General features: G+C 71.7%; 17 protein-coding genes. 6 read left to right on the forward strand and 11 right to left on the reverse strand.

What is annotated here, in order from left to right:
- Positions 1–112 precede the first annotated feature (112 nt).
- The gene (locus D8M34_RS12560) at positions 113–5,296 is read right to left on the reverse strand and encodes an endo-alpha-N-acetylgalactosaminidase family protein (protein ID WP_126894172.1); all 5,184 of its coding nucleotides are present in this window, start codon (positions 5,294–5,296) and stop codon (positions 113–115) included.
- Positions 5,297–5,481: 185 nt separating this feature from the next.
- Complete coding sequence (locus D8M34_RS12565; protein WP_126894173.1) at positions 5,482–7,299, reverse strand: glycoside hydrolase family 35 protein; 1,818 nt, start codon at positions 7,297–7,299, stop codon at positions 5,482–5,484.
- 93 nt (positions 7,300–7,392) lie between these two features.
- Between D8M34_RS12565 and D8M34_RS12570 the strand changes: the two genes are divergently transcribed.
- Positions 7,393–8,427, forward strand: a complete 1,035-nt coding sequence (locus tag D8M34_RS12570; protein WP_126894174.1) for a LacI family DNA-binding transcriptional regulator — start codon at positions 7,393–7,395, stop codon at positions 8,425–8,427.
- A gap of 9 nt (positions 8,428–8,436) precedes the next feature.
- Here the strand turns inward: D8M34_RS12570 and D8M34_RS12575 are convergent, their stop codons facing one another.
- The 3 genes from D8M34_RS12575 to purM are packed head-to-tail and all read right to left on the reverse strand — an operon-like array spanning position 8,437 to position 12,350.
- On the reverse strand, positions 8,437–9,759 hold the full coding sequence (locus D8M34_RS12575) for an MFS transporter (RefSeq protein WP_126894175.1): 1,323 nt from the start codon (positions 9,757–9,759) through the stop codon (positions 8,437–8,439).
- Entirely contained in the window at positions 9,759–11,231 is a 1,473-nt protein-coding gene (gene purF, locus D8M34_RS12580; RefSeq protein WP_025104714.1) for an amidophosphoribosyltransferase, read from the reverse strand. The genes D8M34_RS12575 and purF overlap by 1 nt, the downstream gene beginning before the upstream one ends.
- 6 nt (positions 11,232–11,237) lie before the next feature.
- The gene (purM, locus tag D8M34_RS12585) at positions 11,238–12,350 is read right to left on the reverse strand and encodes a phosphoribosylformylglycinamidine cyclo-ligase (RefSeq protein WP_025104715.1); all 1,113 of its coding nucleotides are present in this window, start codon (positions 12,348–12,350) and stop codon (positions 11,238–11,240) included.
- A gap of 232 nt (positions 12,351–12,582) precedes the next feature.
- On the opposite strand from purM, the gene D8M34_RS12590 reads away from it, so the two are divergent.
- Entirely contained in the window at positions 12,583–14,088 is a 1,506-nt protein-coding gene (locus D8M34_RS12590) for a DUF5979 domain-containing protein (protein WP_126894176.1), read from the forward strand.
- Between the two features lie 73 nt (positions 14,089–14,161).
- On the opposite strand, the gene D8M34_RS12595 is transcribed toward D8M34_RS12590, so the two are convergent.
- Genes D8M34_RS12595 through D8M34_RS12605 form a run of 3 tightly spaced genes read right to left on the reverse strand, consistent with a single transcriptional unit; the run spans position 14,162 to position 16,019 of the window.
- Entirely contained in the window at positions 14,162–14,728 is a 567-nt protein-coding gene (locus tag D8M34_RS12595) for a DUF3618 domain-containing protein (protein ID WP_126894177.1), read from the reverse strand.
- A complete protein-coding gene (locus D8M34_RS12600) occupies positions 14,725–15,147 on the reverse strand; it encodes a phage holin family protein (protein ID WP_060923665.1) in 423 nt (140 codons plus the stop codon). The genes D8M34_RS12595 and D8M34_RS12600 overlap by 4 nt, the downstream gene beginning before the upstream one ends.
- Positions 15,144–16,019 carry a hypothetical protein gene (locus tag D8M34_RS12605; RefSeq protein ID WP_126894178.1) on the reverse strand — a complete coding sequence of 292 codons (876 nt, stop codon included), beginning with the start codon at positions 16,017–16,019 and terminating at the stop codon, positions 15,144–15,146. Before D8M34_RS12605 ends, D8M34_RS12600 begins: the two co-directional genes overlap by 4 nt.
- 152 nt (positions 16,020–16,171) lie before the next feature.
- Between D8M34_RS12605 and D8M34_RS12610 the strand changes: the two genes are divergently transcribed.
- Positions 16,172–16,777 carry a hypothetical protein gene (locus D8M34_RS12610; RefSeq protein ID WP_029989711.1) on the forward strand — a complete coding sequence of 202 codons (606 nt, stop codon included), beginning with the start codon at positions 16,172–16,174 and terminating at the stop codon, positions 16,775–16,777.
- Here the strand turns inward: D8M34_RS12610 and D8M34_RS12615 are convergent.
- Together D8M34_RS12615 and D8M34_RS12620 are read right to left on the reverse strand one after the other, a co-directional pair.
- Positions 16,774–17,109 (reverse strand): potassium transporter Trk, encoded by a 336-nt coding sequence (locus D8M34_RS12615; protein WP_126894179.1) that lies wholly within the window; start codon positions 17,107–17,109, stop codon positions 16,774–16,776. The two genes, D8M34_RS12610 and D8M34_RS12615, sit on opposite strands and share 4 nt — an antisense overlap.
- Before the next feature lie 94 nt (positions 17,110–17,203).
- Entirely contained in the window at positions 17,204–20,635 is a 3,432-nt protein-coding gene (locus D8M34_RS12620; protein WP_126894180.1) for an HtaA domain-containing protein, read from the reverse strand.
- A 162-nt stretch (positions 20,636–20,797) separates the two neighbouring features.
- Between D8M34_RS12620 and D8M34_RS12625 the strand changes: the two genes are divergently transcribed.
- Genes D8M34_RS12625 through D8M34_RS12635 form a run of 3 tightly spaced genes read left to right on the forward strand, consistent with a single transcriptional unit; the run spans position 20,798 to position 23,747 of the window.
- Complete coding sequence (locus D8M34_RS12625; RefSeq protein ID WP_126894181.1) at positions 20,798–21,907, forward strand: heme/hemin ABC transporter substrate-binding protein; 1,110 nt, start codon at positions 20,798–20,800, stop codon at positions 21,905–21,907.
- Positions 21,904–22,977 (forward strand): FecCD family ABC transporter permease, encoded by a 1,074-nt coding sequence (locus tag D8M34_RS12630; RefSeq protein ID WP_085604773.1) that lies wholly within the window; start codon positions 21,904–21,906, stop codon positions 22,975–22,977. The genes D8M34_RS12625 and D8M34_RS12630 overlap by 4 nt, the downstream gene beginning before the upstream one ends.
- Entirely contained in the window at positions 22,974–23,747 is a 774-nt protein-coding gene (locus D8M34_RS12635) for a heme ABC transporter ATP-binding protein (protein WP_238695655.1), read from the forward strand. The genes D8M34_RS12630 and D8M34_RS12635 overlap by 4 nt, the downstream gene beginning before the upstream one ends.
- Here the strand turns inward: D8M34_RS12635 and D8M34_RS12640 are convergent.
- Positions 23,744–24,112, reverse strand: a complete 369-nt coding sequence (locus tag D8M34_RS12640; RefSeq protein WP_085604767.1) for a sterol carrier family protein — start codon at positions 24,110–24,112, stop codon at positions 23,744–23,746. The two genes, D8M34_RS12635 and D8M34_RS12640, sit on opposite strands and share 4 nt — an antisense overlap.
- Positions 24,113–24,142 lie beyond the last annotated feature (30 nt).

Here is a 24,142-nt window from a genome sequence, read left to right on the forward strand (position 1 = left end):
CGGGGGCACGCTCTCCCGCCCCGGAACCGCGACCCGTGGAGAACCGGCAGACTCCCCGCCGCGTGCAGAAGAGGCCCGGGGCGAACCCCGGGCCTCTCGTGTGCAGAGGAACTCAGCTGCGTCGCCGTCGCCAGAGCGCCGCACCGAGTGCGCTCAGGGCGAGCGCGCCGACGGCGACCGCCAGCCAGGTCATCCCCTCCGTGCCGGTCGTGGCCAGCGCCCCACCCGCGGCGGTCGCGGCCGCGGTGACCGCCAGATCCGCGCGGGCCAGCTCGGCGCCCTCGGTGTCCGTCGCGACGAGCGCGTGGGCACCCGCGGGCGTGGCCGCCGGGATGAGGACGGTCGCGACCGCGCCGCCGTCGGCGGCGATCGTCACCTCGCCCACGCGGACCGGCTCCGAGTGGAGCCAGAGCTGCACGACCGCCTCGGGGTCGAAGCCGCGGAGCTGCACGCGGAGGGAGTCTCCTGCCACCGCGGTGCCGACCGACGGGGTGAGGACGGCTTTCTTCGCCGGCTTCGCCTTCTTGACCTTGAGGTCCGCGCCGGCCACCTCCGCGCCGGAGGCGTCCTTGACGAGGAAGCGGTGCTTCCCGACCGTCGCATCCGCGGGGATGAGCACGCGGGTGGTCAGCGCGCCGTGCGCATCGACCGTCGCGTCCGCGAGCCGCACGCCGTCCAGCCAGAACGAGACGGCGGCGCCGGGCGCGAAGCCTGAGAGCACGGCCTCGACCGTCTCCCCTGCGCGCACGGAATCCGCGCCGAGCGTGAGCACCGGATCGGTCTCCGGGGCGCACGCCCCGAGGTCGTCCGCTGGTCGCTTCTCCGGGGCGTGCCCCGTCTGCGGGGACGTGACACCGTACACCGCCATCTCCGCCACGGCCGCGAACGGCGTGCCCGAGATCGACGAGGTCGCCGTCACCCGCACGTATCGCGCGGTCGTCGCGGCGAAGTCGACGTCCTGCCACTCCGCGACGTTCTTCCACTCGCCCGCCGCCACGTCGGTGAAGGTCTGCCCGTCGGTCGAGACCGCGACCTGGAAGCCCTTGATGGGGCCGTTCTGGTTCGCACCGCGCCGCAGGTAGGAGATGCCGTCGACCGTCTCCGCGGAACCGAGGTCGAACGTGAGCACGTGCGGATACCCGGGGGCGTCGCTGCTCCAGCGGCTGTGCCAGAACGTCCCGGCGTTGCCGTCGAGCATGTTCGCCGCTGTGCCGTCCTCACCCGCGGTCTCCTCGGAGCTCGCGGTCGCCGTGATCTGCGCGTTCGGGATACGGGCGCGGGAGGCCACAGCCGCCTCCTGCGCGGTCTGCACGGTCCGCACGTCGCAGTCGACGAGGTAGGTGGCCGCGATGCCGATGCTGACGGCGGAACCCGCGGCCGACGCCGGTGCCGTCAGCAGCCAGTCCGTCGTCACGCTCTCGCCGGGGGCGACCTTCGCGAACAGGTTCGACGACCCGTCTGCGACCTCGACGGTGTAGCCCTCCGGGAGGTCGAGCTGCACGCCGACGTTCTCCGCCAGGATGTCCTCGCTGTTGGTGAAGGTCGTGCTGAACGGGGTCTGTGCCCCGGGGCTCAGGGTCACGGCCTCGCCGGAGACGGTGGCGCACGGGGTGCCGCCCTCTGTCGGCCCCAGGTCGGTGACGGTGAAGTCGTCGAGGACGAAGTCGACGTCCGGGCCGCCGACGCGCTCCAGACCGACCCACGTGTAGTCGCCGCACCCCACGATCACGTCCTCCTGGAACGCGGTGGTCTCCAGGGCCTGCACGACGGGGGTGCGACGCAGGGTCGTCGAGGAGATCTCCCCGTCGAGCGCGGCGTCGGTGCCGGTCAGCCAGCGGTAGGCCCCGCTCGCGCCGGCCTGGTAGTCGAACCCGATGCGGTAGGTGTGCCCGGCCTGCAGCGGCACCAGCGTGGGGTCGGTCCGGTAGACGACGCCGGAGTTCTCGGAGTGGGACATCAGCGAGTGCTCGCCGGTGAGGGTGGTGTCCACCGCCAGCCCCGCGAGGGCTCCGCTGTCGAACGGCTTGGCCGTGTTGCGCCAGTCGCTCGTCGTGTACGGGTCGTGCCGGCGCGAGATGCTCGTGCGGGGGTCGTCGATGCCGTTGGCGTCGCCCTTCACGAACGGGCCCCACCCGGGCTGGTTGCCCTCGAAGTCGTTCGAGTACACCGTGCCGGCCGCGGCCGGGGCCGTCGTGTCCGCCATCACCCTGGCGTTGTCGATGCGCACCGCCGCGTCGCCGTCGACCGCCGAGACCGAGACGGTCACCTCGCCGGAGGCCGGCGCCAGGAACGACACCGATCCGCGCTGGTAGTACTGTCCGGCCTTCGAGTCGGCGCGCATGTAGTTGTACGTCGGGGACAGGTTCCAGGTGCGGCTCACGACGCCGCCCCCGGTGTCGACCGCGACGCTCACGTCGCGCGTGGCCGTCGGATCGATCTGCACCTGCGCGGAGAACGCGTAGCGCTTCCCGGGGGTGAGGCCGGTGACGGTCTGCGAGATCGCGGAGGGGGACGAGCCGAAGACCGCGATGTTGTCGCCCCGTGAGGCGTTCTTCGCCGCGCCGAGGTCCGTGCGCTCGATGGTCACGTCGCCCCGGGGGTTCCAGCCGTCGAGCGCGCCCGAGTTGAACCCGGGATCGGTCAGGCCCGCGTCGCGGTACTCGATCGCCGCCCGCTGCGCTCCGCCCTGAGGCACGACGACGTAGGCCGTCCCCTTCTCACCGGACAGCGTCAGCTTCCCGTCGACCGCGGTGACGGTGCGCACCTTCTCGCGGCCCTGGTCGCCGAGCGCGAACACGTCGAAGGTCGTGTTCCCGCGGAAGGCGTCCGTGAGACCGAAGGTCTTCTCGCCGCCGGAGGCCGTGAAGAAGTACATCTTGTCCGCGTCGACGGGCGAGCCCGCCTCGGCGCTCGACTCCAGCGACTGCCACGGCAGCAGGTAGGAGTCGCCGCGGAGGACGGTCGCGCCGTCCATCGTGACGACCCGCATGCCGCCGTCGATCCGGGCGACCACGTCGTCGGTGAAGGTCGCCTCGACCCCCGCCTCGTACGTCTGCAGGTCGAAGTGCTGCAGGAACTTCGTCGGCAGGCTCTGCGACCAGATGTTGCCGATGAAGCCGTCCCAGTTGCGGTTGCCCACCCAGCCCTCGGCATCGACGAGACGCTGCTGGCCGAGCAGGACGTCGTCGTTCCAGACGTCCGCCTGCGCGTTCTGGATGAACCGCACCATGGTGGAGTTGATGCCCTTGTTGTCCTTGCCGCCGTAGGCGAGGTCGTTCGGCCAGTGCGACCAGACCGTGCTGTCGACGAACTTGTCGCCCCACTCGGTCGCGACCTCGAGATCCATGGCGTTCAGCTCGTCCGCGAGCTCCTCGGCCACCCAGCCGTTGGAGTAGTACACGTCGATGTAGACGCCGCTGAGCCCCGGCACCTCGTCCCGCAGCTGCTGGAAGCGGTCGAGCACGCGTCCGGTGCCGAGGTCGGTCTGCTGGTTGATGTAGTACGACTGGTCCAGCCAGTTCCAGCCCGGCTTGTACGGCGGGGTACCGTCGAGGATCGCCGCGTCGAACGCGTCCGCCTGCGGGTAGATCTCCGTGGCGTTGACGTGCACGCTCATGTCGGCGTTGAGCTTCGCCCCCTCGTCGACGAGGCGGTTGAGGTCGGCGAGGCCGCCCGCACGCTCGTTGTAGTTCCCGCCGTAGTCGGTGTTCGCGGAGTCGTGTCCCTCGCTGCCGAAGCCCTTGTTGAGCACCCACTGCCCGAGGCCGTCGGTCTGGTTCGCGATGCGCTTGGTGTTGTCGAGCACGAGGTCGAAGTAGTTCGTGGCGCTGGAGGCGAAGTTGAACGGGATACGGCTGACCACGCGGTCGGCCACCCGGTCGGCACCGAGGCGCGGGGCGTCGACCTCGCGGTAGCGGATCGCGGCGTCCTGCCAGTCCACGGTCTCGTCGCCGTTGCGGTCGGCGGTGAGGAGCACCGTGACCTTCGGAAGGGCGTAGGTCGTCACCCGGCTGTCGACGGCGGTGGTCGGATGGATGAGCCAGGTGTTCGAGCCGATCTCCGCGGTCCGGCCGTCGGCAGCGGTCACCCGCGTCGTGAGCCGGGTGTTCCACGAGGCGGTGCCGCCGGAGGCCTGCGTCGTCGCGTTCGTGATCACGCTGCCGGCGAGGGTCCCGTCGCCGAGGAATGCGAAGGCCGCGCCCTTCGTCCCGGTGGCCGTCGCCGCTCCCACCGCGATGTGCTCATCGGCGTTCGTGGTGCTGTTCGGGCTGATCACGGTGCGATCGAGGACGGCGCCGTCCGCAGCCGTCGCGGAGAGGAACGCGTTGTCGGGGAGCGCCAGGGTGTTCACCGCGGCGGAGCCGTCCACCCCGGTCACGGTGAACTCGACCGTGCCGTTCGCCGCGACGCGGATGCTGCTGCGCACCGTGACGTCGATGCCGGTCAGGGTCGATACGTAGTCGACGCCGCTCGCCGTCGCCGTGGAGGTGGTGGTCGACGCATAGGCGGTGCCGTTGACCGCCCAGGTGCGCGGGGAGCTCTTCTGCCCGCCGAGGCGGTCATCGCCCACGCGGTAGCCGAGGATCTGCGGGAACGCGGAGGTGACGGTGGCGGTGGTGCCGCCCGCGGCGATCTCGACGGTGTCCCCGGTCTCCGGCTGCTCCGGCGTCTCCGGCTCCGTGACGATCGGCGGGAGCTCCTCGTCGGAGAGCACCTGGATCTCACCGGCGCCGCCGCCCGTGGTGCCCTGCGCGTCGATGACGAGCAGCGCGACGTATCGGCCGTCCTTCGCGGTCTCCAGCGTGATGCGCTGCTTCTCGTCATTCGCGGTGGGTGCGTGCAGTGTCGCGGCCGCGGCGGCGGCGCCCCATCCCCCATCGGCCGGCGAGGTGCGCGCGGCGTCGGCGTCGTCCGTGACGTACACCTCGACGGTCTTGGCCGCGACGCTCTGCCCGCGCTTGACCGAGTAGTCCAGCGCCTTCACAGAGAGGGGCCGCTGCAGGTCGAGGGCGATCCAGTGCGGGAAGGGCGCGTTGGACGAGTACCGCGACGTCCACTGCGTCGCATAGTCGCCGTCGAAGGCGCCGAGAGCCGTGCCGTCGAGCGAGGGCGGCGCCGGATACGGATCCGATTCGCTGGACACCGCGTGCAACCGGTACTCCGTCTGCGGGACGGGGAGGAGATCGGCGGCCTGTGCAGCGGTCGCGGGGAGGAGCGCTCCGCCGAGCGCGAGAGCCGTCGCCAGCAGGGAGCTGATGGCGACGGCGGTGCGCGGCGGTCGGGAAGGTGTCGACACGTCTTGCCTCTCGAACGGTGCGACGGCCGGAGGAAAGGACGCCCCGATGCGCCGCAGGTGGATCATCGATCGGAACCGATGTTTGCGCTATCACCGTAGAGCGACGATGTGGCTTAAGACAAGAGTTGAACGCGAAGTATGCGCAAACATTGGCCGAAGGTCATCACTCGCGGCCGGTGCGCGGCTCAGGAGCCGATGAACTCCTCGGTCTCCCCGAAGGACGGCGCCTCCCGGATCTCCACCGTCGCCCCGAGGCCGTCGGTGTCGAGCAGCACGATCTCGTTGCGCCCGGCACGCCACAGCGGCGCGGGGGCGTAGAGCGTCTCCTGCGGACCCACGCTCCAGTAGCGTCCGAGCAGGAATCCGTTCAGCCACGCCATGCCCTTGCCGCCACCGGGGAATGCGAGCCACGCGTCCAGCGGTTCAGCGACATCGAACCCGGCGACGGCGAGGCCGTCCGTTCCGCCCGACGCGACGGCGTCCGCCGCCGGTGCCGTCTGCGGCAGGAGGCGATGCGTCCAGCCGTTCACAAGGCGGCGGCCGATCATCACCCCGCGCATGATGCCCTTGCCCTCGCCGGTGTACGGCCCGTAGTTGATGCGTCCGAGGCTCTCGACGACGAACGTCAGCCGACCGGAGCCGCCGTCCACGGGGAGAGCGAGAGACGTCTCGCCGTCCCGTTCGAGCACACCGAGGCGGCGGTCGTCGAGGAAGACGACCGCACGATCGTGCAGGCCGTCGATGGTCAGAGTCGCCTCGTCGGGGAACGACACGTCGGCCTCGTAGGCGACAAGGCCGTCCTCCGCCCCGAGCTGCTCGAAGGTCAGCGGGCGTGGCGAGTGCGCGCCCGTGGCAGGGGTCGCCCGGACCACGTCGAGCAGACCCGCCCGCGGCTCCAGGGGCGCGGACGCCGCGGACTGCCGCCGCGGCTGGTCGGGGACCGGCGGCAGCTCGTCCGCGTGGAAGGGGGCGAAGAGCGCGCGAAGCGCATGGAACTTCTTCCCGAGGGTGCCGTCCTCGCCGATCGGGGCGTCGGAGTCGTAGCTGGTCACCGTGGGCTGCAGCACGAGGTCGTGGTTCGCGCCGTTCCACAGGCCGAAGTTGGTGCCCCCGTGCGCCATGTAGAGGCTGACCGAACCGCCCTCGTCGAGGAGCTCGCGGATCGTCCCGCCCATGCTGTCCGCCGACCGCACATGGTGCCGCTCGCCCCAGTGGTCGAACCAGCCGCCCCAGAGCTCGCTGCACATGAGCGCCTCCCCGTGCCGACGCAGGGAGGCCGCCACCGGCACCCCGGTGCCGAAAGTGAACGTCGTCATCGCGCCCGGCACGCTCCCGTGCGCGATCATGTCCGGAGTGATCCCGTCGGCCGTCGTCAGCATCTCCACCATGCCCCGTCGCCGGAGCCCGTCACGCAGGTGGGCGAGGTAGGCGGCGTCGCTGCCGAACGATCCGTACTCGTTCTCGATCTGGATCGCCACGATCGGCCCGCCGTACGCGGCCTGCAGGGGCGCGAGCCGCGGAAGCAGCGCGTCGTACCAGGTATCGACGGCGGCGAGGAACGCGGGATCGCTCGTCCGCAGCGCCGCGACCCGCCCGGTGAGCCAGAAGGGGAGACCGCCGTTGGACCACTCCGCGCAGATGTAGGGACTCGGCCGGAGGAAGACGTCGAGGCCGACCTCGCCGGCCAGCCGCACGAAGCGCTCGACGTCCTGCCAGCCGTCGAAGCGGATGTCCCCTTCGACCCGCTCGTGGAAGTTCCAGGCGACATAGGTGTCGACCGTGTTCGCGCCCATCGCGGCGAGCCGGCGCAGGCGGTCCTCCCACTGGTCCGGGTGCACGCGGAAATAGTGGATCGAGCCCGACAGGATGCGGTGCGGCGCACCGTCGCGGAGGATCTCCCCGTCGCGCCAGGACAGGGCGGGGGCGCCGGGGGCAGCGGCGTCTGTCGGCGCGGCGACGGCGGTGGAGAAGCCGTCGGAAGCCGCGGCGAGAAGGTCGGACATTGCACTCCCAGCTGAATTGTTTGCGTTCACATTATCGCATCGCCGATGTCCGCGCTCCCTGGTTTTCCGCCGATGGATCGCTACCATTGGGGCATGTCCCCTCGCCGTCCGAAAGACGACCGCGCCCCCAGCCAGGTCGACGTCGCCCGCCTCGCCGGCGTCTCCACCCAGACCGTCTCGCGCGTGATGTCCGGACAGGACAACGTTCGCCCGGAGACCGCACGACGGGTTCTCGCCGCGGTCGAGGAGCTCGGCTACCGGGTGCACGCCGCCGCCGCGTCGCTCGCCTCGGGCCGCACCCGTGTGCTCGGCGTGATCGTGGTCTCGACCGATCGCTACTCCTCCGCCGCGCTCGGCGTCGGCATCCAGCAGGCCGCGGCGGCGAACGGCTACACCGTGACCACGGCGGCGGTGGCCGACCACGCCTCGGACGACGCGTTCCTCGAGGCCTTCGATCGCCTGGAGCGGCAGGGCGCGGAGGGCATCATCCTCGGTGTTCCGATCGCCCTGGACACGCCGGCGATGCGGACGCGTACCGAACGGACGCCCGCCACCCGGAGTGAGCGCACCTCCCTCGAGGAGGACGCCCCGCTCGCGGTCGACCAGCGCGCGATCGCCCGCCTCGCTGTGGAGCACCTCCTCGACCTCGGCCACGAGACCGTGTGGCACGTCTCCGGCGACGACTACTGGACGGAGACGCAGCAGCGCAGCGAGGCCTGGGAGCAGACGCTCCGCGAGCGCGGCATCGTCCCGCCGCCCGTGATCCCGGCGGACTGGACCCCGGAGTCCGGGTACCGGGCGGGCCGCACGATCGCCGCGATCCCCGAGGCGACCGCGGTCTTCGTCAGCAGCGACGAGATGGCGTTCGGCCTCATCCGCGCCCTGCACGAGGCGGGGCGCAGCGTGCCGGAGGACATCTCCGTCGTGAGCGTCGACGACATCGCCCTCGCCGCCTACGCCTCCCCCGCCCTGACCACCGTCCGTCAGCCGTTCGAGGCCATGGGCCGCGCCGCCGCGCTGCGGCTCATCACCCAGATCGAGGGCCACGACCCGGTCGGCGAGATGCCCTCCACCGACCCGCAGCTCATCGTGCGCTCCTCGACCGCGCCGCCTCGCGTCACGCGCTGACGGCCATCGTCACCAGCGGCCGTGACGCCGCTCCCACTCGTCCTCGATCGTGCGACGGCGACCGGCGATGATGCCCGCGGGCACGGAGACGACCAGCACCCCCGCCACCACGAGAAGCGGCACCTGCCACCCTCCGCTGGTGTCGTGGAGAAGGCCGACGAGGAGCGGGAACACCGCCGCGATCGCGTAGCCGATGCTCTGCACGAAGCCGCTGAGGGCGACAGCGCTCTCCGGCGTACGCGCGCGGATGCTCAGGAGCACGAGGCTCAGCGGGAACATGATCGCGGTGAGCCCGAAGATCGCCACCCACAGCGGCAGCGCGACGGTCGGGAAGAGCAGGAGACCGGCGAGCCCGACGAGACCGGCCACCACGGCCACGAAGAACAGCGGGCGGCTGGCCTGGAACCGCACGACGAGCACCGGCACGAGCATGGAGCAGGGCAGCCCGACGAGAGCGAACAGCGAGAGCAGGAAGCCGGCGGTCGCCGGGGTCACGCCACCGAGGTCGACGAGGATGGTGGGCAGCCAGGCGAAGGCGACGTAGGCCATGGTCGACGACGTGCCGAACACGAGCGCGAGCGCCCACGCCAACGGCAGCCGCCAGAGCCGGCCGAAGACGCGGGGGCTCGCCGACTGCGTCGTGATCGGCCCGGTCGAGGCGGCGACCGCGTCGCGCACATCGTCCACGCCGTCGGTGGGGTCGGGAACCAGGAGCTCCGTCGGCACCGCGCGGTCGTCGCCGCGGGAGCGCACCAGCAGCGTGACCCAGGGCACGAGCGCGAGGGCGGCCACCACGCCCCACATGCCCAGCGAGATCCGCCAGCCGAGCGAGTCGGCGACGGGGACGGCGACCAGCGGCGGGAGGAAGGTCGAGACCGCGAGCGTCGTGGAGTATGCGGTCATCATGACGCCGAGCCGGTCGGCGAAGTACTTCTTGACCAGCGGCGGCAGCAGGACGTTGCCCGACCCCACGCCGGCGAACACGACGGCGGTCGCCGCGAGCAGACTCCAGGAGTCGGGGGCGAGGCCGCGCAGCAGCATGCCCGCCGCCATCAGCACGATCGCCACGACCGCCATCCGCTCCAGCCCGAACCGGCGCTCGAACAGCGGGGTCAGCAGTCCGAACAGCGCGAAGCAGACGGGCGGAGCCGCGCCGATCAGCCCCACGATCACGGGGGCCACCGGGAAGTCCTCGGCGACGTGGTCGAGGACAGGAGAGAGCGAGGCGACCGCCGACCGCAGCGAGAACGCGACCAGCACGATCCCGATCAACGCGAGGGCGCGCCCCTGCCAGAGGGGTCGGCCCTGCGGCGAGCTCAGGGACCCGGACATCAAGAGGTCTGCGACCCCTCCACCCAGGCGAGGTACTCGTCGGTGACGGTGCCGGTGACGTAGCGGCCGTCGAAGCAGCTCATGTCGAGGTCTTCCAGTACGGAACCCTCGGTGATCGCGGCCTTCAGGTCGTCGACCTCCTGGTACACGAGGTGGTCGCAGCCCAGCTCCTCCGCGATCTCGGGGATCGTGCGGCCGTGGGCGATGAGCTCGTGCCGCGAGGGCATGTTGATGCCGTACACGTGCGGGTGCCGGACGGGCGGGGCGGCGGAGGCGAAGGTCACCGAGGCGGCTCCGGCATCCCGGGCCATCTGGATGATCTCCTTCGAGGTGGTGCCGCGCACGATGGAGTCGTCGATCAGCAGCACGTTCTTGCCCTGGAACTCCGTCGACATGGCGTTGAGCTTCTGACGGACGCTCTTCTTGCGCACCGCCTGCCCCGGCATGATGAAGGTGCGGCCGACGTAGCGGTTCTTGTAGAAGCCCTCGCGGTACTCGATGCCGAGCTTACGGGCGACCTCCATGGCCGCGGGACGGGACGAGTCGGGGATCGGCATGACCACGTCGATCTTGTCCATCGGCACGTGCTTTGCGATCGTGTCGGCGAGCTTGTCGCCCATCCGCAGGCGGGACTCGTACACCGAGATGCCGTTCATGACGGAGTCGGGACGAGCGAGGTAGACGTACTCGAAGGCGCAGGGTGCGAGGTGCGTCTCGGTGGCGCACTGCTTCGTGAACAGCTCGCCCTCGTTCGTGATGAACACGGCCTCGCCGGGCTCGACCTCGCGCACGACCTCGTAGTCGCCGTTCTCCAGCACGAGGGACTCGCTCGCCACGACCCACTCGTCCTTGCCCTCGGCTCCGGGGACCGTGGAAGGGCGGCGGCCCAGGATCAGCGGACGGATGCCGAACGGATCGCGGAACGCGAGCAGGCCGTAGTTGGCGATGACGGCGATCACCGCGTACGCGCCCTCGATGCGGTCATGCGTGCGGGCGACGGCCTCGAAGATCCGGTCCGGGTCGAGGTCGACCGTGGAGGTCGTGGCCTGCAACTCACCGGCGAGCACGTTGAGCAGCAGCTCGGTGTCGCTGGACGAGTTCAGGTGCCGACGGTCGCGCTGCGCCATGTCGGCGGCGAGCTCGCGCGTGTTCGTGAGATTGCCGTTGTGGATGAGGATGATGCCGTAGGGCGCGTTCACGTAGAACGGCTGCATCTCCTCTTCACTGGACGCGGTGCCCTTGGTGGCGTAGCGGACGTGGCCGAGACCGACGTTGCCCAGCAGTCCGCGCATGTCGCGGGTGCGGAACGCCTCGCGCACCATCCCCTGGGCCTTGGCATTGTGCATGACGCCGTTCGCCTCGGCGGTGGCGATGCCCGTCGCGTCCTGCCCGCGATGCTGCAGCAGCAGGAGGGCGTCGTAGATGTCCTGATTGACCGGGGCAGAGCCCACCATTCCGACGATGCCGCACATGGGCTCTTACTTCGCTCCGTCCGCGTAGGCGCCGACGAGGCGCACTGCTCCACCATCGACGCCCTTGGCGCCCTGTTCGAATTCACCGGCCGGACGCGGGCCGAAGCCCACCGTGCCGACCTGCCAGGAGGGCATGCCCTCGGCGTTCAGCGCCGCGATCGCGGCGTCCGTCCTGTCCGCCGCCACCACGGCGAGGAATCCGATGCCGAGGTTCCAGGTGCCCTCGGCGGATTCCAGCGTGGAACCGGCGATGTCGCTCAGCACGCGGAACACCGGGCTCGGCGACCAGGTGCTGCGGTCGACCTCGACCCAGCTTCCCTGGGGGAGTACGCGCGCGAGGTTCGCCGCGATGCCGCCGCCGGTGACGTGGCTCAGCGCGTGGACCCCGCCGGAGGCCTCGATCAGTCGCAGCAGCGGCAGCGTGTAGAGGCGCGTGGGCTCAAGCAGAGCCTCGCCCCAGGTCGAACCGAAGTCTGCGGCGTTGTCGCCGTAGGAGATCCCGGCTCGGGTGATGATGTGGCGCACGAGCGAGTAGCCGTTGGAGTGCAGGCCGCTGGAGGCGACCGCGATGACCGCATCGCCGTCCTGCACGCGCTCCGCGCCGAGGATGGCGTCGGCCTCGACCACGCCCGTCGCCGCGCCGGCGACGTCGTAGTCGCGCGGGCCCAGGAGACCGGGGTGCTCCGCCGTCTCGCCGCCGACGAGCGCGGTGCCCGTCGCGGCGCACGCCTCGGCGATGCCGCGCACGATGTCGGCGATCCGCTGGGGGACGACCTTGCCGCACGCGATGTAGTCGGTCATGAACAGGGGCTTCGCGCCCACCACGACGATGTCGTCGACGACCATGCCGACCAGGTCCTGGCCGATCGTGTCGTGCTTGTCGATGGCCTGCGCGATGGCGACCTTGGTGCCGACGCCGTCGGTGCTGGTCGCGAGCAGCGGACGCCGGAAGTCGCGCAGGGCGCTGGCGTCGAACAGACCGGCGAAACCGCCGACACCGCCGAGCACCTCGGGGCCGTGCGTCGCGCGCACGGACGACTTCATCAGTTCGACGGCGAGGTCACCCGCCGCGGTGTCGACGCCGGCTTCGGAATAGGGGTTGGTGGGGGAGGCAGCCACTCGAACAGCCTACCGCCCGCGGGCGCCCCGTCGGCTCGCCGCCCGCTTCGAGCGCGGGGTGGATCGAGTCATACCGAATCGTCCTCATATGTAGCGTAATCATCCGCGTATGTGAGAGTCTGTCGGCGAATCGGGCGGGCTCGACGACCGGGTGTCCCGGAAAGAACAGGAGAGGTGGACTGTGCGCATACAGAAGAAGAGAACGGACCGACGACGCAGGGGAAGCCGGGGCGTGGCGAGCAGCGCCGTCGCCCTCCTGGCCCTGGTCGGGCTCGCGATGCCGCCGACGGCGCAGGCGGCGGAGCTGGATGCCATCACGGCGGTGACGGTGGTGGAATCGACAGGCGGCATCCACCTGTACGACACCCTCCGACTCGAGGCCACCTGGGCCGTTCCGGACAGCGCGCAACCGGGGGACACCTTCTCGCTCGCATTTCCCACGACGCCCCGCTTCGTCGGGGTGGCTGCGACGTTCCCCCTGCGGGACCCCGCCGGCGCGACCGTCGGCACCTGCACCGTCGCGGCGACCGCCATCGCCTGCACGCTGAGCGACTACGTCCTCACGCATGACAACGTCCACGGCACCCTGTTCTTCCAGATGAAGGCGGAGGAGACCACCGAGGAGGACACCGTGACCTTCACCACGGGGGACGGTGGTCCGATCACCGTGGAGATCCCCGGCGGCGGCGTGGGCCCCCAGCGCCCGGAGCCGGTGCCGACGGATGCGACCAAGTCGGGCGTGCAGACGACCGACGGGACGATCGAGTGGTACATCTGGGTCCCCGGACGACTGCTCGGTGGAGAACGCCCGACCCTCACGGACACCGCGACCCCGGGACTGAACCTGCTGCCCGACACCGTGGCGATCGGCTCGGTCGCGACCGACGCGTGGGCAGGCGGCCTGTTCGACCCGGCGGACTTCCAGCCGCTCGCGGCCGGGTCGGACTTCGTCCTCACTCCGGGCACCGCGAGCTCGTCGTTCACCGTGGAGCTCACGGCGCCGGCGCAGGCCGACCGCCTGTATCGGCTGTCGTATCAGACCGAGCTGCCGGCGGATGCGCACAACGGCCAGGTGTTCGCGAACACCGTCTCCGGATCGAGCGTCACCACCACCACGGCGACCGTGACCGCGAGCGTGGCGGGCGGCGACGGCGAAGGGGACGGGCGCGGCGGGTTCTCGGTCGCGAAACGAATCGTCGGCGAGGGAGCATCCCTCGTCCCGGCCGATGCGACGTTCGCCGTCGACTACTCCTACCCCACTGCGGACGGTGCGGTGACCGGAACGCTCATGCTGCCCGCGGACGGCACCGCGCGCGATGTCGCGCAGATCCCGGTGGGCGCGGTCGTGACGCTGTCCGAGCACACCGCGGAGGCCGTGCCCGGTGTCGTGTGGGGAAGCCCGCAGTTCACCGGCGACGGGGTGACCGCGACCGACGGAGGCGCACAGCTCACGATCAGCGCGGATTCCGTCGTGACCGTCGAGCTGCGCAACCCGACCACGCTCTCCCCGCCGTCCCCGACCACGCCGCCGACCACGGTCGAGCCGCCCTCCCCCTCGGCTCCCGCGACGCCGCCCGCTCCCCCCTCCCGGGGCCTCGCGGCCACCGGCGGCGACGCCGGCGGCCTGATCGGACTCGCCGCCGGGGCGGTGCTGGCCCTCGCGGCGGGGGTCCTGCTCAGCCGGCGCGTCCGGACCCGCGCAGACTCCGCACCGGGACGCACCGGCATCGAGACCTGACCCGGCCCTCGGCACGCGAAGGGCCCGGTCCGACGGATCGGACCGGGCCCTTCATGTGGCGGGTGCGCGGGCATCAGTTCCCGCCGGCGACGTTGTCGCGGGCGTCCTGCGCACTGCTCTTGACCTCGTCGACCGCGTGGGTCGCGTCGTCACGGACGTGGGCGGCGGCACCGGCGGCCTCGTCCTTGACGGCGGCGAAGGCCTCCTGCGCCGGCTCCTTGAGATCCTGGCCGATGGTCTTGGCGACGTCGGTCGCCTCGTCGACGAGAGGCTGCGCCTTCTCCTTGATGTCCTCGGCCAGTTCCTTCTCCTTCGAGGAGGCGGGGATGACGGCGGCCACGACGAGCCCCGCAGCGAAGGCCATGAGCCCCACCGCCAGCGGATTGCCCTGCGCCTTGGCCACGGTGTGCCGTCCGGCGTCGGCGACCGAGGAGGAGGCATCCCCCAGTCGGTCCCCGGCGTCGTCGGCGGCGCCCATGACGCGGTCGACCGCCGAGCGCACGGCGCCCTTCATCTTCTGCGTCTGCCGGTGCACGACCTTCGAGGGGGTGACCTTGTCGGCGAGGGCGTCGACATCCCTGCCGAACTCCGCTCGGGTCCGCTCGATGTCGGCGCGGATCGCTTCGGGTGAATCGCTCATTTGTTCTCCTCATTCCTCTTCACCGCATCAGGGATGCGCTTGAGGCTGTCCACGGTGCGCGGAGCCCCTTCGATGCTCTTCAACTGCTTGCGTCCCATCACGAACAGGACGAGGGCGATCACCGCCCAGATGACGGCGACGATCACTGCCGACCAGCCGAGGCCGGTGACATATGCTCCGAGGGCCCACCAGAGGGCGACCGACAGGAAGAACACGGCCATGAGTGCGCCGTATCCCGCTCCGCCGAGCATCCCCGCCCCCCGGCCCGCGCGCGTGGCGGACTGCTTGAGCTCGGCCTTGGCGAGTTCCAGCTCCTGCCGCATGAGGGTCGACAGATCGGTGGTGACCTCGCTGAGCAGATCGCCGAGTGACGTGGTCTCGGCCTTCTGCTCCGAGGGCGTGGGAGTGGCGTCGGTCATGGTCGCCCCTCTTCGTCGGATCCGCGGGTGGCGGCGTCGGTGCGGTCGTAGAGCGGGGTGTCCCCGTCGTCGACCGTCTCGCCGTGCGGCGTGACGCCCCACGGGGCGGTGCCGGCGTCGATCCCGCTCATGCCGTCCGGCGCTCCGGGCACGGTGCCGTCGGTGGGCAGCGGCGGCTCACCGAGAGTGGTGTTCTCTGCGGTGCCCGCGCCTCCGACCACTCCCGCGGCGCCCGCGCTGCCGGGGACGGCGCCGGGCGTGGTCGCCGGGGCGACGACGGGACGCGGCGGGACAGCGGGTGCCGCCGCTCCCGCCACCGACGGGGAGCCGGAGCCCGATGCCGCGCCGGACGAGGCGGACTCCGCGGCGCCCTCGGAGAGCGCCCTGGTCAGCCGGCCGGCGACGAGACCGGCGAGTGCGGCCACCGCGATGAACGTGCCGGGCTTCGCCCGCGCGTAGGACTTCACCTCGGTGAGCAGCGAACCGGGGTCGCGGTCGCCGATCCAGCCCGCGATGCCCTGGATGCGCGTCGATGCCTGGCGCACGAGGTCGGCGGCGACACCGCCGTCGGAACGCTCCGCCATCGTGCCCAGTTCCCCGCCCACGGACCGGAGTCCGTCCGCGACGCGGCGCTGCTGCACCGCCGCCTGCTCCGACAGCTCCGTCTTGGTCTGGTGGTACAGGTCGCGCACCTGATCCTTGGCCTCGTGGGCGACCGCCCCGGCTTCGGCCTTCGCCGTCTCGACGACGTCCGCGGCCTGGCCCTTCGCCGTGTCGGCGACACCCGCGGCCTCATGCGCGGCGGTCCGGACGGTGCCCGGAGACTCGGTCGTACCGCTGCCCGCGGCACCTTCTGCATTGCTCTGCGACATCGTTCTTCCTCTCGACTCCCGCCGACGGCCGCCGACGTGTGAGCAGGTTTACCCCCGGGTGCGGCGATCACAGCGAGGGTTGACGCGGCTCGCAGTGGGCATTACCGTGCCGGGACTCCGCACGGCTGCCGCACCCGCCTACGATGGGGGCCATGGCCGACAAGCCGCAGTGGCTCATCCGCGAAGACGCGAGCGTCCCCGTGCTCGTCGCGCTCGCCCTGCGCCAGCTGCTGGGCATCAGGGCGCCCCTCGATCTGCCGTCCCTCCGCGACCTGTCCGTGCGCGCGCCCGATGCTCCGGACGCCTCCCCCGAGGTCGAGACGCAGTGGCAGGGCTACTGGGACATGACCGTGGAGCCGCGGGCCCACCACTCCGGCGTCCCGCTCGAGCTGATCGACGGTTTCGACACCCTGGTGGCCCTCCCGGCGACCGGCGCCGAAGCGCTCTCGACCGCGATCCGTCCGCATGCCGGCACCGCGCTCCGGTACGCCAACGCCGCGCACGACCGATACGTCGGGTCGATGAAGAGTCACACGGGCGGAGACGCCTATCGGGCGTACGCGAGCGCTATCGCGGAGTTCGAACGCGATATCGGACGCCGCGCGCACTCGTTCGAGCTCAACGTGCAGGTGCTGCCGCTGTCGCAGCGCGGGATCTGGTGGATCGGCGACCTCACGGTCGCGGTGACCGATGGGCTCCGCCGGGACGTCGTGGCGTTCGACTCCGCCATCCGTCCCGTGATCGCCGAGCTCGCCTAGGCGCGGTGGGTCGTCGTGTCGTCCTCGTCGATGACGGTCTCCCGGTCGACCCTCACGACGCGGTCATGGCGGCGGGCGATCCGCTCGAGAACGAGACCGGCGACGCCACCCAGCGCCAGCCCGATCGGCACGGTCCACAGCAGCAGGAAGCCGAAGACCTGACCAGGCGGGTAGACGACGTCGAGCGCCTGCGACTGCTCGAAGCTGCCGACCATCGTGAGGATGCCGGCGGCGATGATGCCCAGCACGACCCCGATGCCCATGAGCACGCCGTACCGCGGTACGCGGCGCACGGTCGCTTCGACGGTCTGGTGGGTGTCGTGGGAGGGCATGCCTCCATTGTCCCACCCTCTGCGGGCGTACGCAGCCGCGCACGGAACCGCCCTCCCCGATCACCGGGGAGGGCGGTTCCGGTAGCCGCCGGACTCAGACCTCGGTCGTCGCCTCGGCCGGCTCCCCCCTCCGGGTGCGCCGCACGATCAGCACCCCGCCCGTCGCGGCCAGCGCCACGACCACCAGACCGCCCACGATCCAGGGCCACACCGGAGCTTCCGCGGTGGCGACCGGCGCGCTGATCGCGGTCACCGCCGCGTCCGCCTCGGCCTCCGGCTCGGACTCCTCCTCGGCGGGAGTGCCGCAGGCGCCGTCGACCGGGATCACGGCGGACACCGGGTCGAGCTCCTCGCCCGCCTCATACGTGCCGAACGCGGAGGCACCGGCCGCGGTCAGCGTCGTGGGAACCGCATCGAGGGTCAGCGCGCCGTCGACGACGGCGGCGTCCGCGAGCGCGAACTCGGCGAGACGCACGCCCTCTTGCGCCACGGCTTCTCCCGCCTGCGTGGTCCCGGTCACGTCGAACACGAGGTAGCCGGTGTCGCCCGTGAGCTCGACCCGCGCGTTCGCCAGCGTCGTGTTCAGCGCCCCATCGTGGCCCGTGAAGGTGATGCTGCCGCCGTAGGTGACCAGGCCCGAGCCCGCCGCGTCGTCCAGCGAACCGGTGCCGTTCGACCACACGAAGGCGGGGTACTCGTAGGCCACGTCGGTGAGCGTCCAGCCGCCCCGCGCGATGCCCTCGATGTACGTGCGGAACGACTCCTTGTAGCCCCAGTGCAGGGTCGCCCCCTCGACCGTGCACACGCCGATCTCCGTGGTCACTCTGGCGAGCGTGAACGCGAGACCGCGATCGACCGAGCCCTGGAAGGTGAGCGTGTGCTCGCCGTCCGCGAGTGTGGCCGGGAGGGCACCCGACCACGTCGCGACGCCCGCCGCGTCGGCCGTCACCGTGCCGAGCAGCACCGGGGTCGAGTACACGACCACCTTGATGCCCTCCTCGTTCGCACGGAAGCCGGAGGCGGAGACCGTGGCCGTCTTCCCGGCGGCGAGCGCGGCGAGGTTCTCCTCGTCGACCTCGATGCCGGCCGCCGTCGGCGCGGTCGTCGGGAGCGTGGCCTTCGGGACGACCGCGGCCGCCGCGACCGTTCCCGTCGTACCCGACGGAGCGGCGGCGACGGAGCCGATCGTGAACGAGACGGGGTTGAGCGTGGTGCCGTACCCCGAGAGGACGCGGTCGCGTCCGGCATCCGTGAGGGCGGCGGGTGCCGCCGTGTAGGTGACGGCACCACCGGCCGTCGTGCGGACGGCGCGGGAGAGGTCGAGGGTCGCGAACGGCACCTGCGCACCCCCGCTCGTCACGAACAGCGTGGCGGAGGACGCCGAGGTGATCCGGATCATCGGATCGGCGACCGTGACGTCGAGCACCCCGTGGTGGCCTGTGAAGCGCACGGCACCGCGGTAGACGACACTGCCGCGTCCGGAAACCGCGTCGAAGTCGCCGCCCACGGTCTGCCCGAACTGGAACTGGCCGCCGGACCGGGTGGCGCCACCGGACACGGCGATCGCGCCCTGGGCGATCGGGCCGGTGATGTAGTTCGTGAACGAGGACGAGATGGCCCAGCGCAGCGATCCGCCGGGGACGGTCGCGGCCGGCTTCGTCGGCGTCACCGGGGGCTTCGGCGTGACCGGGGGCTTCGGCTCGGTCGGCTTCTCGCCGAGCAGTGCGCGCCACTGCGCGTCGGTGATCGTGACCGCTGCGCGCGCGTAGATGGTGTCGGCGGTCGGCATCGTGTGCTGCTGCCACACGATCGCCTCGTACGTCTTCGTCCGGTCGAGGTTCTTCGCCGCCGCGTTCAGGTCGACGGCGAAGGCTCCGAAGCCGATGTTCCGGACGTACTGCATGGCGAGGAAGCCGCCGCCGGCGGTCACGTCGGACTCCGTCCCCGCCTCGATGAGCGCCACGTAGGCGCCGGTGACCGCGCCGAGGTCGGCGGCAGTGACCTTCACCGTGAGCCCGTCCGCGGCGGTGGCGCCGGTGACGGCGGTCGTGACCGACGGTCCGGAGGAGGGCAGCAGGGCGTTCCACTGCGCGTCGGTGACCGTGACGGTGGAGCGTGCGTAGATGGTGTCCGCGTTCGGCATCGTGTGCTGCTGCCAGACGATCACCTCGTACGTCTTCGACCGGTCCAGAGCACTCGCCGCCGCGGTCAGGTCGACGCTGAAGCCGCCGCCGGTGATGCCGCGCACGTACTGCATCGCGAGGAAGCCCCCTCCGGCCGTGACGTCGGCCTCCGTACCCTTCTCGATCAGCGCGGCGTAGGCACCGGAGACGGTACCGAGCTTCGTCGCCGCGGCCGTGACCGTGAGGCCGTCCTCGGCCGTCGCCGCGGTCACGGTGGTCGTCAGCCCCGAGGCGATGCGGTAATCCAGAGCGACGCTGCGCTCCTGGTCGGCGTTGACGACACCGCCTGCCGGGTAGGTGTACACGCCGTAGGAGCCGGGCGTCGCCGGGGTGTCCTTCAGCGTGAGCGTGACCTGGAACGAGCCGTCGGGCGAGATGTCCACCCACTGCGCGCGGATCGCACCCTGGTACTGCGTCGGGACCTGGGTCAGCACATCCTCGGCGAGCGCCCAGGCCTGAGCACCGACCGAACGCGCCGAGGACGGCGCCCCCTGCGAGGGCTGCCACGTCGCGGCGAAGTTGCCGAAGACCACATAGGCGCCCTGGGGCAGGTTCGACGGGATCGGAACGCCGCGTCCGCCGACGTTCGCGGTCGGGTCGTATCCGGTGCCCTTGACGACGATCTCGTCGCCGGCCTGGAGGCGAGCGCCCGCAGCGGGCGTGGTGCCGTCGGCGAGGAACACCTCGATGGCGGCTTCGGCGGGCGCCGGCTCGGTCTCGCCCGGGGTCGTCTCCCCCGGCTCCGTCTCCCCGGGCTCGGTCTCCCCGGGCTCGGTCTCCCCGGGCTCGGTCTCCCCGGGCTCCGTCTCCCCGGGCTCGGTCTCGCCTGGAGTCGTCTCACCCGGCTCCGTCTCACCCGGCTCGACGGGCGTCGTTCCGAAGACCGTGTCCCACTGCGCAGCTGTCACCGTGACGTCGCCGCGGCCGTAGATCGTGGCGGCTGTCGGCGCGGTGTGCTGCTGCCAGACGAGCACCTCGTACGTCTTCGTCCGGTCCAGGGACGCCACGGGCGCCTGCAGCGTGAAGGACGCGGCCCCCTGCTGCACGCTCGGGAAGGGCAGCGCGAACGCGGCGTAGCCACCACCGGCGGAGATGCCGCTCTCGGTGCCCGACACGATCAGTGCGGCATAGACGCCCGTCACGTCGGGCAGGCCCTCGGCCCGCACCTGCACGGTGAGGCCGCTGGTGGCGGCGGACGACACCGCCGCGGTGACGGTCGCCGCAGCCGCGTGGGCCGGTGGGCTGACCATCGCCCCGGCGGCGACGAGGACGAAAGAGACGAGGGCGGCGAGCAGGACACGCAGGCGTGTGCTCGCTGAGGGCGTATGTGCTGTGGCGTTCACGGTTCTCCGCGGCGCGCCGGGCGCGATCGATCGCGCGCCCCTGCGGCGCCGCACGGCAGTCGGGCGAGGGTGGACTTTGGTTAGGCTTGGCTAAGCAAGCCGCCGATCCCGAGCGTAGAGGGGCGCCAGTGAGGGCGTCAAGTTTTAGGATAGCCTTGCCTAATGCGACGCGCTCCTGCCCTGCTTCTCGCCGCCGCGTTGGCCCTCGGACTGGCCGCGTGCGCCGGGTCGGACTCCGGCCCCGGGTCGGCGGCACCCCCTGTCGACGACGCCTGCCCGCAGGCCTCGACTCCTCTCGCCGATCTGGACCTGGTCGCCGACGTGCGCGCAGCGACGGGCCCCTCGACCGCATGCCTCGCGAGTCACGCGGTCGCGCCCGTCGATGACGACACCGCCCCGGCGCTCCCGGTCACCGTGACCGACAGCGAAGGCCGCGAGGTCGAGATCACGAACGTCGATCGCATCCTCCCGATCGACATCTCCGGCACGATCGCCGCCACGGTGTTCGCGCTCGGACTCGGCGATCAGGTCGTCGGACGCGACGCGTCCACGCAGTTCCCCGGCACCGAGGATCTCCCGGTCGTCACCAAGACCGGGCACACGCTCAACCCGGAGGCCATCCTCGAACTGGCCCCGACCGTCGTGCTCACCGACACCACGATCGGCCCGAAGGAGGTCCGCCAACAGCTGCGGGATGCGGGCATCGCGGTCGTCGTCATCTCCAGCGACCGCCGGATCGACACCACCGACGCGCTCGTGACGGAGATCGCCACGGCCCTCGGCGTCCCGACGCGCGGCACGGCGCTCAGCGCCCGCCTCGACGCCGAGCTCGACGCCGCCATCGCGGAGATCGCCGACGTCACCCCGTCCGCCGCGACGGACCGCGCACGCATGCTCTTCCTGTACGTACGCGGGAGCGCCAACGTGTACTACATCTTCGGTGAGGACTCCGGGGCGGACTCCCTCATCGATGCGGTCGGCGGTGTCGACGTCGCGGAGGAGATCGGCTGGGAGGGCATGAAGCCGATGACCGCGGAAGCACTCGTCGCCGCGCAGCCCGACGTGCTCGTGATGATGACGGACGGGTTGGAATCGGTGGGCGGCGTCGACGGGCTCATCGAACGCATCCCCGCCATCGCCGAGACCCCCGCAGGAGCACACCGGCGGGTGATCGACATGGCGGACGCCGAGATCCTCAGCTTCGGCCCCCGGTCGGCCGATGTGATCAGCGCCCTCGCCCGGGCCCTGTACGCGCCGGAACCCGCCTCGTGACCGGCGAGGTCGTCACCCCGACGCCGACCCGGCATCGGGGACTACGCTTCGCGACGGTCGTCATCGCCCTCGTCATCGGCCTTCTCGTCACGGGCGTCGCGTCGATCACGAGCGGGCAGTACGACCTGTCGCCGACCGCGCTCCTGGACGTCCTGTTGCGCGGCCTCGGCATCGACACCGCCGGGACTCCGGCCGCGGCGACCGACGACGGCGTGATCTACAACCTCCGCCTCCCCCGACTGGTCCTCGGCCTGCTCGTCGGCGCCGCGCTCGCGGTCTCCGGCGTGCTCATGCAGGCCATCTTCGGCAACCCTCTCGCGGACGCCGGCGTCGTCGGCGTCTCCTCCGGCGCGGCGCTCGGAGCGGCGGCCAGCATCACGTTCGGCCTGGCCACCTTCGGCATGTGGACCACGCCCGCCTTCGCCTTCCTCGGGGGTCTCGCGGCCGTCTTCTCCGTCTACCTCCTGAGCCGCTCCGGCGGTCGCACCGAAGTGGTCACGCTGCTGCTCACCGGCATCGCGATCAACGCCATCGCCGGCGCCGGCATGGCCTTCCTCACGTTCCTCGGCACGACCTCGACGCGCGAGCAGATCGTGTTCTGGCAGCTCGGCTCGCTGAACGGCGCCCTCTGGTCGAACATCCAGCTCGTCGCGCCGCTCGTGGCGATCGGGATCGTCGTCGCCCTGATCGTGGCGCCGGGTCTGGATCTCTTCGCCCTCGGCGAGCGCACCGCCCGGCACCTGGGCGTGCCGGTCGAGCTGCTGCGGATGGTCGTGATCGTCACGGTGGCACTGCTCGTCTGCGCCGCGGTCGCCTTCGCGGGGATCATCGGGTTCGCGGGCCTCGTCGTGCCCCACCTGATGCGCATGCTGATCGGCCCCGCACACCTCCCGCTCGTGATCGCCTCCGCCCTCGGCGGCGCGCTCCTCATCGCGGCCGCCGACCTCGTGGCGCGCACGGCGGTGCCGCTCGCGGACCTCCCCATCGGCATGATCACGTCCCTCGTGGGCGGCCCGTTCTTCCTCTGGCTCCTCGTGCGGACGCGGCGGCGGTCGGGAGGATGGGCGTGAGCCCGCGCCTGCGGGGCCAGGGGCTCACGGTGCGGGTCGGGGACGGACGCACCATCCTCGACGACGCGGCCATCTCCATCCACGCCGGCGAGGTGCACGCCCTCGTCGGGCCGAACGGCGCGGGCAAGTCCACCCTGTTCGGCGTGCTCGCGGGGGACGTCGCTCCGGAGTCCGGCACCGTCCTCCTCGACGGCCGTCCGGTCACGGGTGTCCGTCCTCGCGACCTCGCCCGGCAACGCGCCGTGCTGCTGCAGGAGAACGCCGTCACCTTCCCCTTCACGGTCGAGCAGGTCGTGCGGATGGGACGCACGCCGTGGGCGCGGAGCCCGGCCGCCGAGGAGGACGGCAGCGCCGTGGCGGCGGCGATGGCGACGACCGAGGTCACGGCGCTGCGGGAGCGCTCCGTCCCCTCGCTCTCCGGCGGTGAGCGCGCGCGGGTGGCGCTGGCCCGCGTGCTCGCCCAGGACACCGGGATCCTGCTGCTCGACGAGCCGACGGCGGCCCTGGACCTGAAGCATCACGAAGACGTCATGCGGGTGATCCGCAGGCGGGCGAAGGCCGGGGTCGCGGTCGCGGTCGTGCTGCACGACCTCAACGCCGCTCTCGCGCACGCCGACCGCGTCACTCTGCTCGCGGGCGGTCGGGTCTCCGCCACCGGCACGCCGGCCGAGGTCCTCACGGCCGCACGGATCGAGGAGGTCTACGGGCAGCCCGTCGATGTGTTCCCGCACCCGCACACCGGGGTACCGCTCGTCGTGGCCCGGCGCTAGGGGCGCAGCGGGAGGACTCCGGTGAGATCCGCACGCGTGCCCGAGGCGTGGATGCGCCCGGCCGTCGCGGCGTCCGCCCATGCCTCCGTGCCGGTCGCGACCGCGATCCACGTGGCGGCGTCCATCTCCACCACGTTCGGCGGAGTCCCACGGGTGTGCCGCGGCCCCTGGATCACCTGCACGGCTCCGAATGGCGGGACGCGCACCTCGACGCTGTTGCCCGGCGCCTTCTCGTCGAGCAGCTGCAGCAGGTAGCGCACCGCGGTGGCGAGCTCCGGCCGCGCCGCCTTCGTCCCCGCGGCCTCCGCGTCGCGCACGGCACCGAGCGCCGCGCGTCCCTCGACGATGTCGATCTTCCTGGCCATCCCCCCACCCTAGATCCGCCGCGGCGGCCC

The organism is Microbacterium sp. HSID17254, assembly GCF_003989315.1.
Taxonomy (GTDB): domain Bacteria; phylum Actinomycetota; class Actinomycetes; order Actinomycetales; family Microbacteriaceae; genus Microbacterium.

Coding starts and splice junctions, on each gene's coding strand:
- D8M34_RS12565 (WP_126894173.1), bottom strand. CDS start 7,299: ATGTCCGACCTTCTCGCCGCGGCTTCCGACGGCTTCTCCACCGCCGTC.
- D8M34_RS12570 (WP_126894174.1), top strand. CDS start 7,393: ATGTCCCCTCGCCGTCCGAAAGACGACCGCGCCCCCAGCCAGGTCGAC.
- D8M34_RS12575 (WP_126894175.1), bottom strand. CDS start 9,759: ATGTCCGGGTCCCTGAGCTCGCCGCAGGGCCGACCCCTCTGGCAGGGG.
- purF (WP_025104714.1), bottom strand. CDS start 11,231: ATGTGCGGCATCGTCGGAATGGTGGGCTCTGCCCCGGTCAATCAGGAC.
- D8M34_RS12595 (WP_126894177.1), bottom strand. CDS start 14,728: ATGAGCGATTCACCCGAAGCGATCCGCGCCGACATCGAGCGGACCCGA.
- D8M34_RS12600 (WP_060923665.1), bottom strand. CDS start 15,147: ATGACCGACGCCACTCCCACGCCCTCGGAGCAGAAGGCCGAGACCACG.
- D8M34_RS12605 (WP_126894178.1), bottom strand. CDS start 16,019: ATGTCGCAGAGCAATGCAGAAGGTGCCGCGGGCAGCGGTACGACCGAG.
- D8M34_RS12610 (WP_029989711.1), top strand. CDS start 16,172: ATGGCCGACAAGCCGCAGTGGCTCATCCGCGAAGACGCGAGCGTCCCC.
- D8M34_RS12615 (WP_126894179.1), bottom strand. CDS start 17,109: ATGCCCTCCCACGACACCCACCAGACCGTCGAAGCGACCGTGCGCCGC.
- D8M34_RS12625 (WP_126894181.1), top strand. CDS start 20,798: ATGCGACGCGCTCCTGCCCTGCTTCTCGCCGCCGCGTTGGCCCTCGGA.
- D8M34_RS12640 (WP_085604767.1), bottom strand. CDS start 24,112: ATGGCCAGGAAGATCGACATCGTCGAGGGACGCGCGGCGCTCGGTGCC.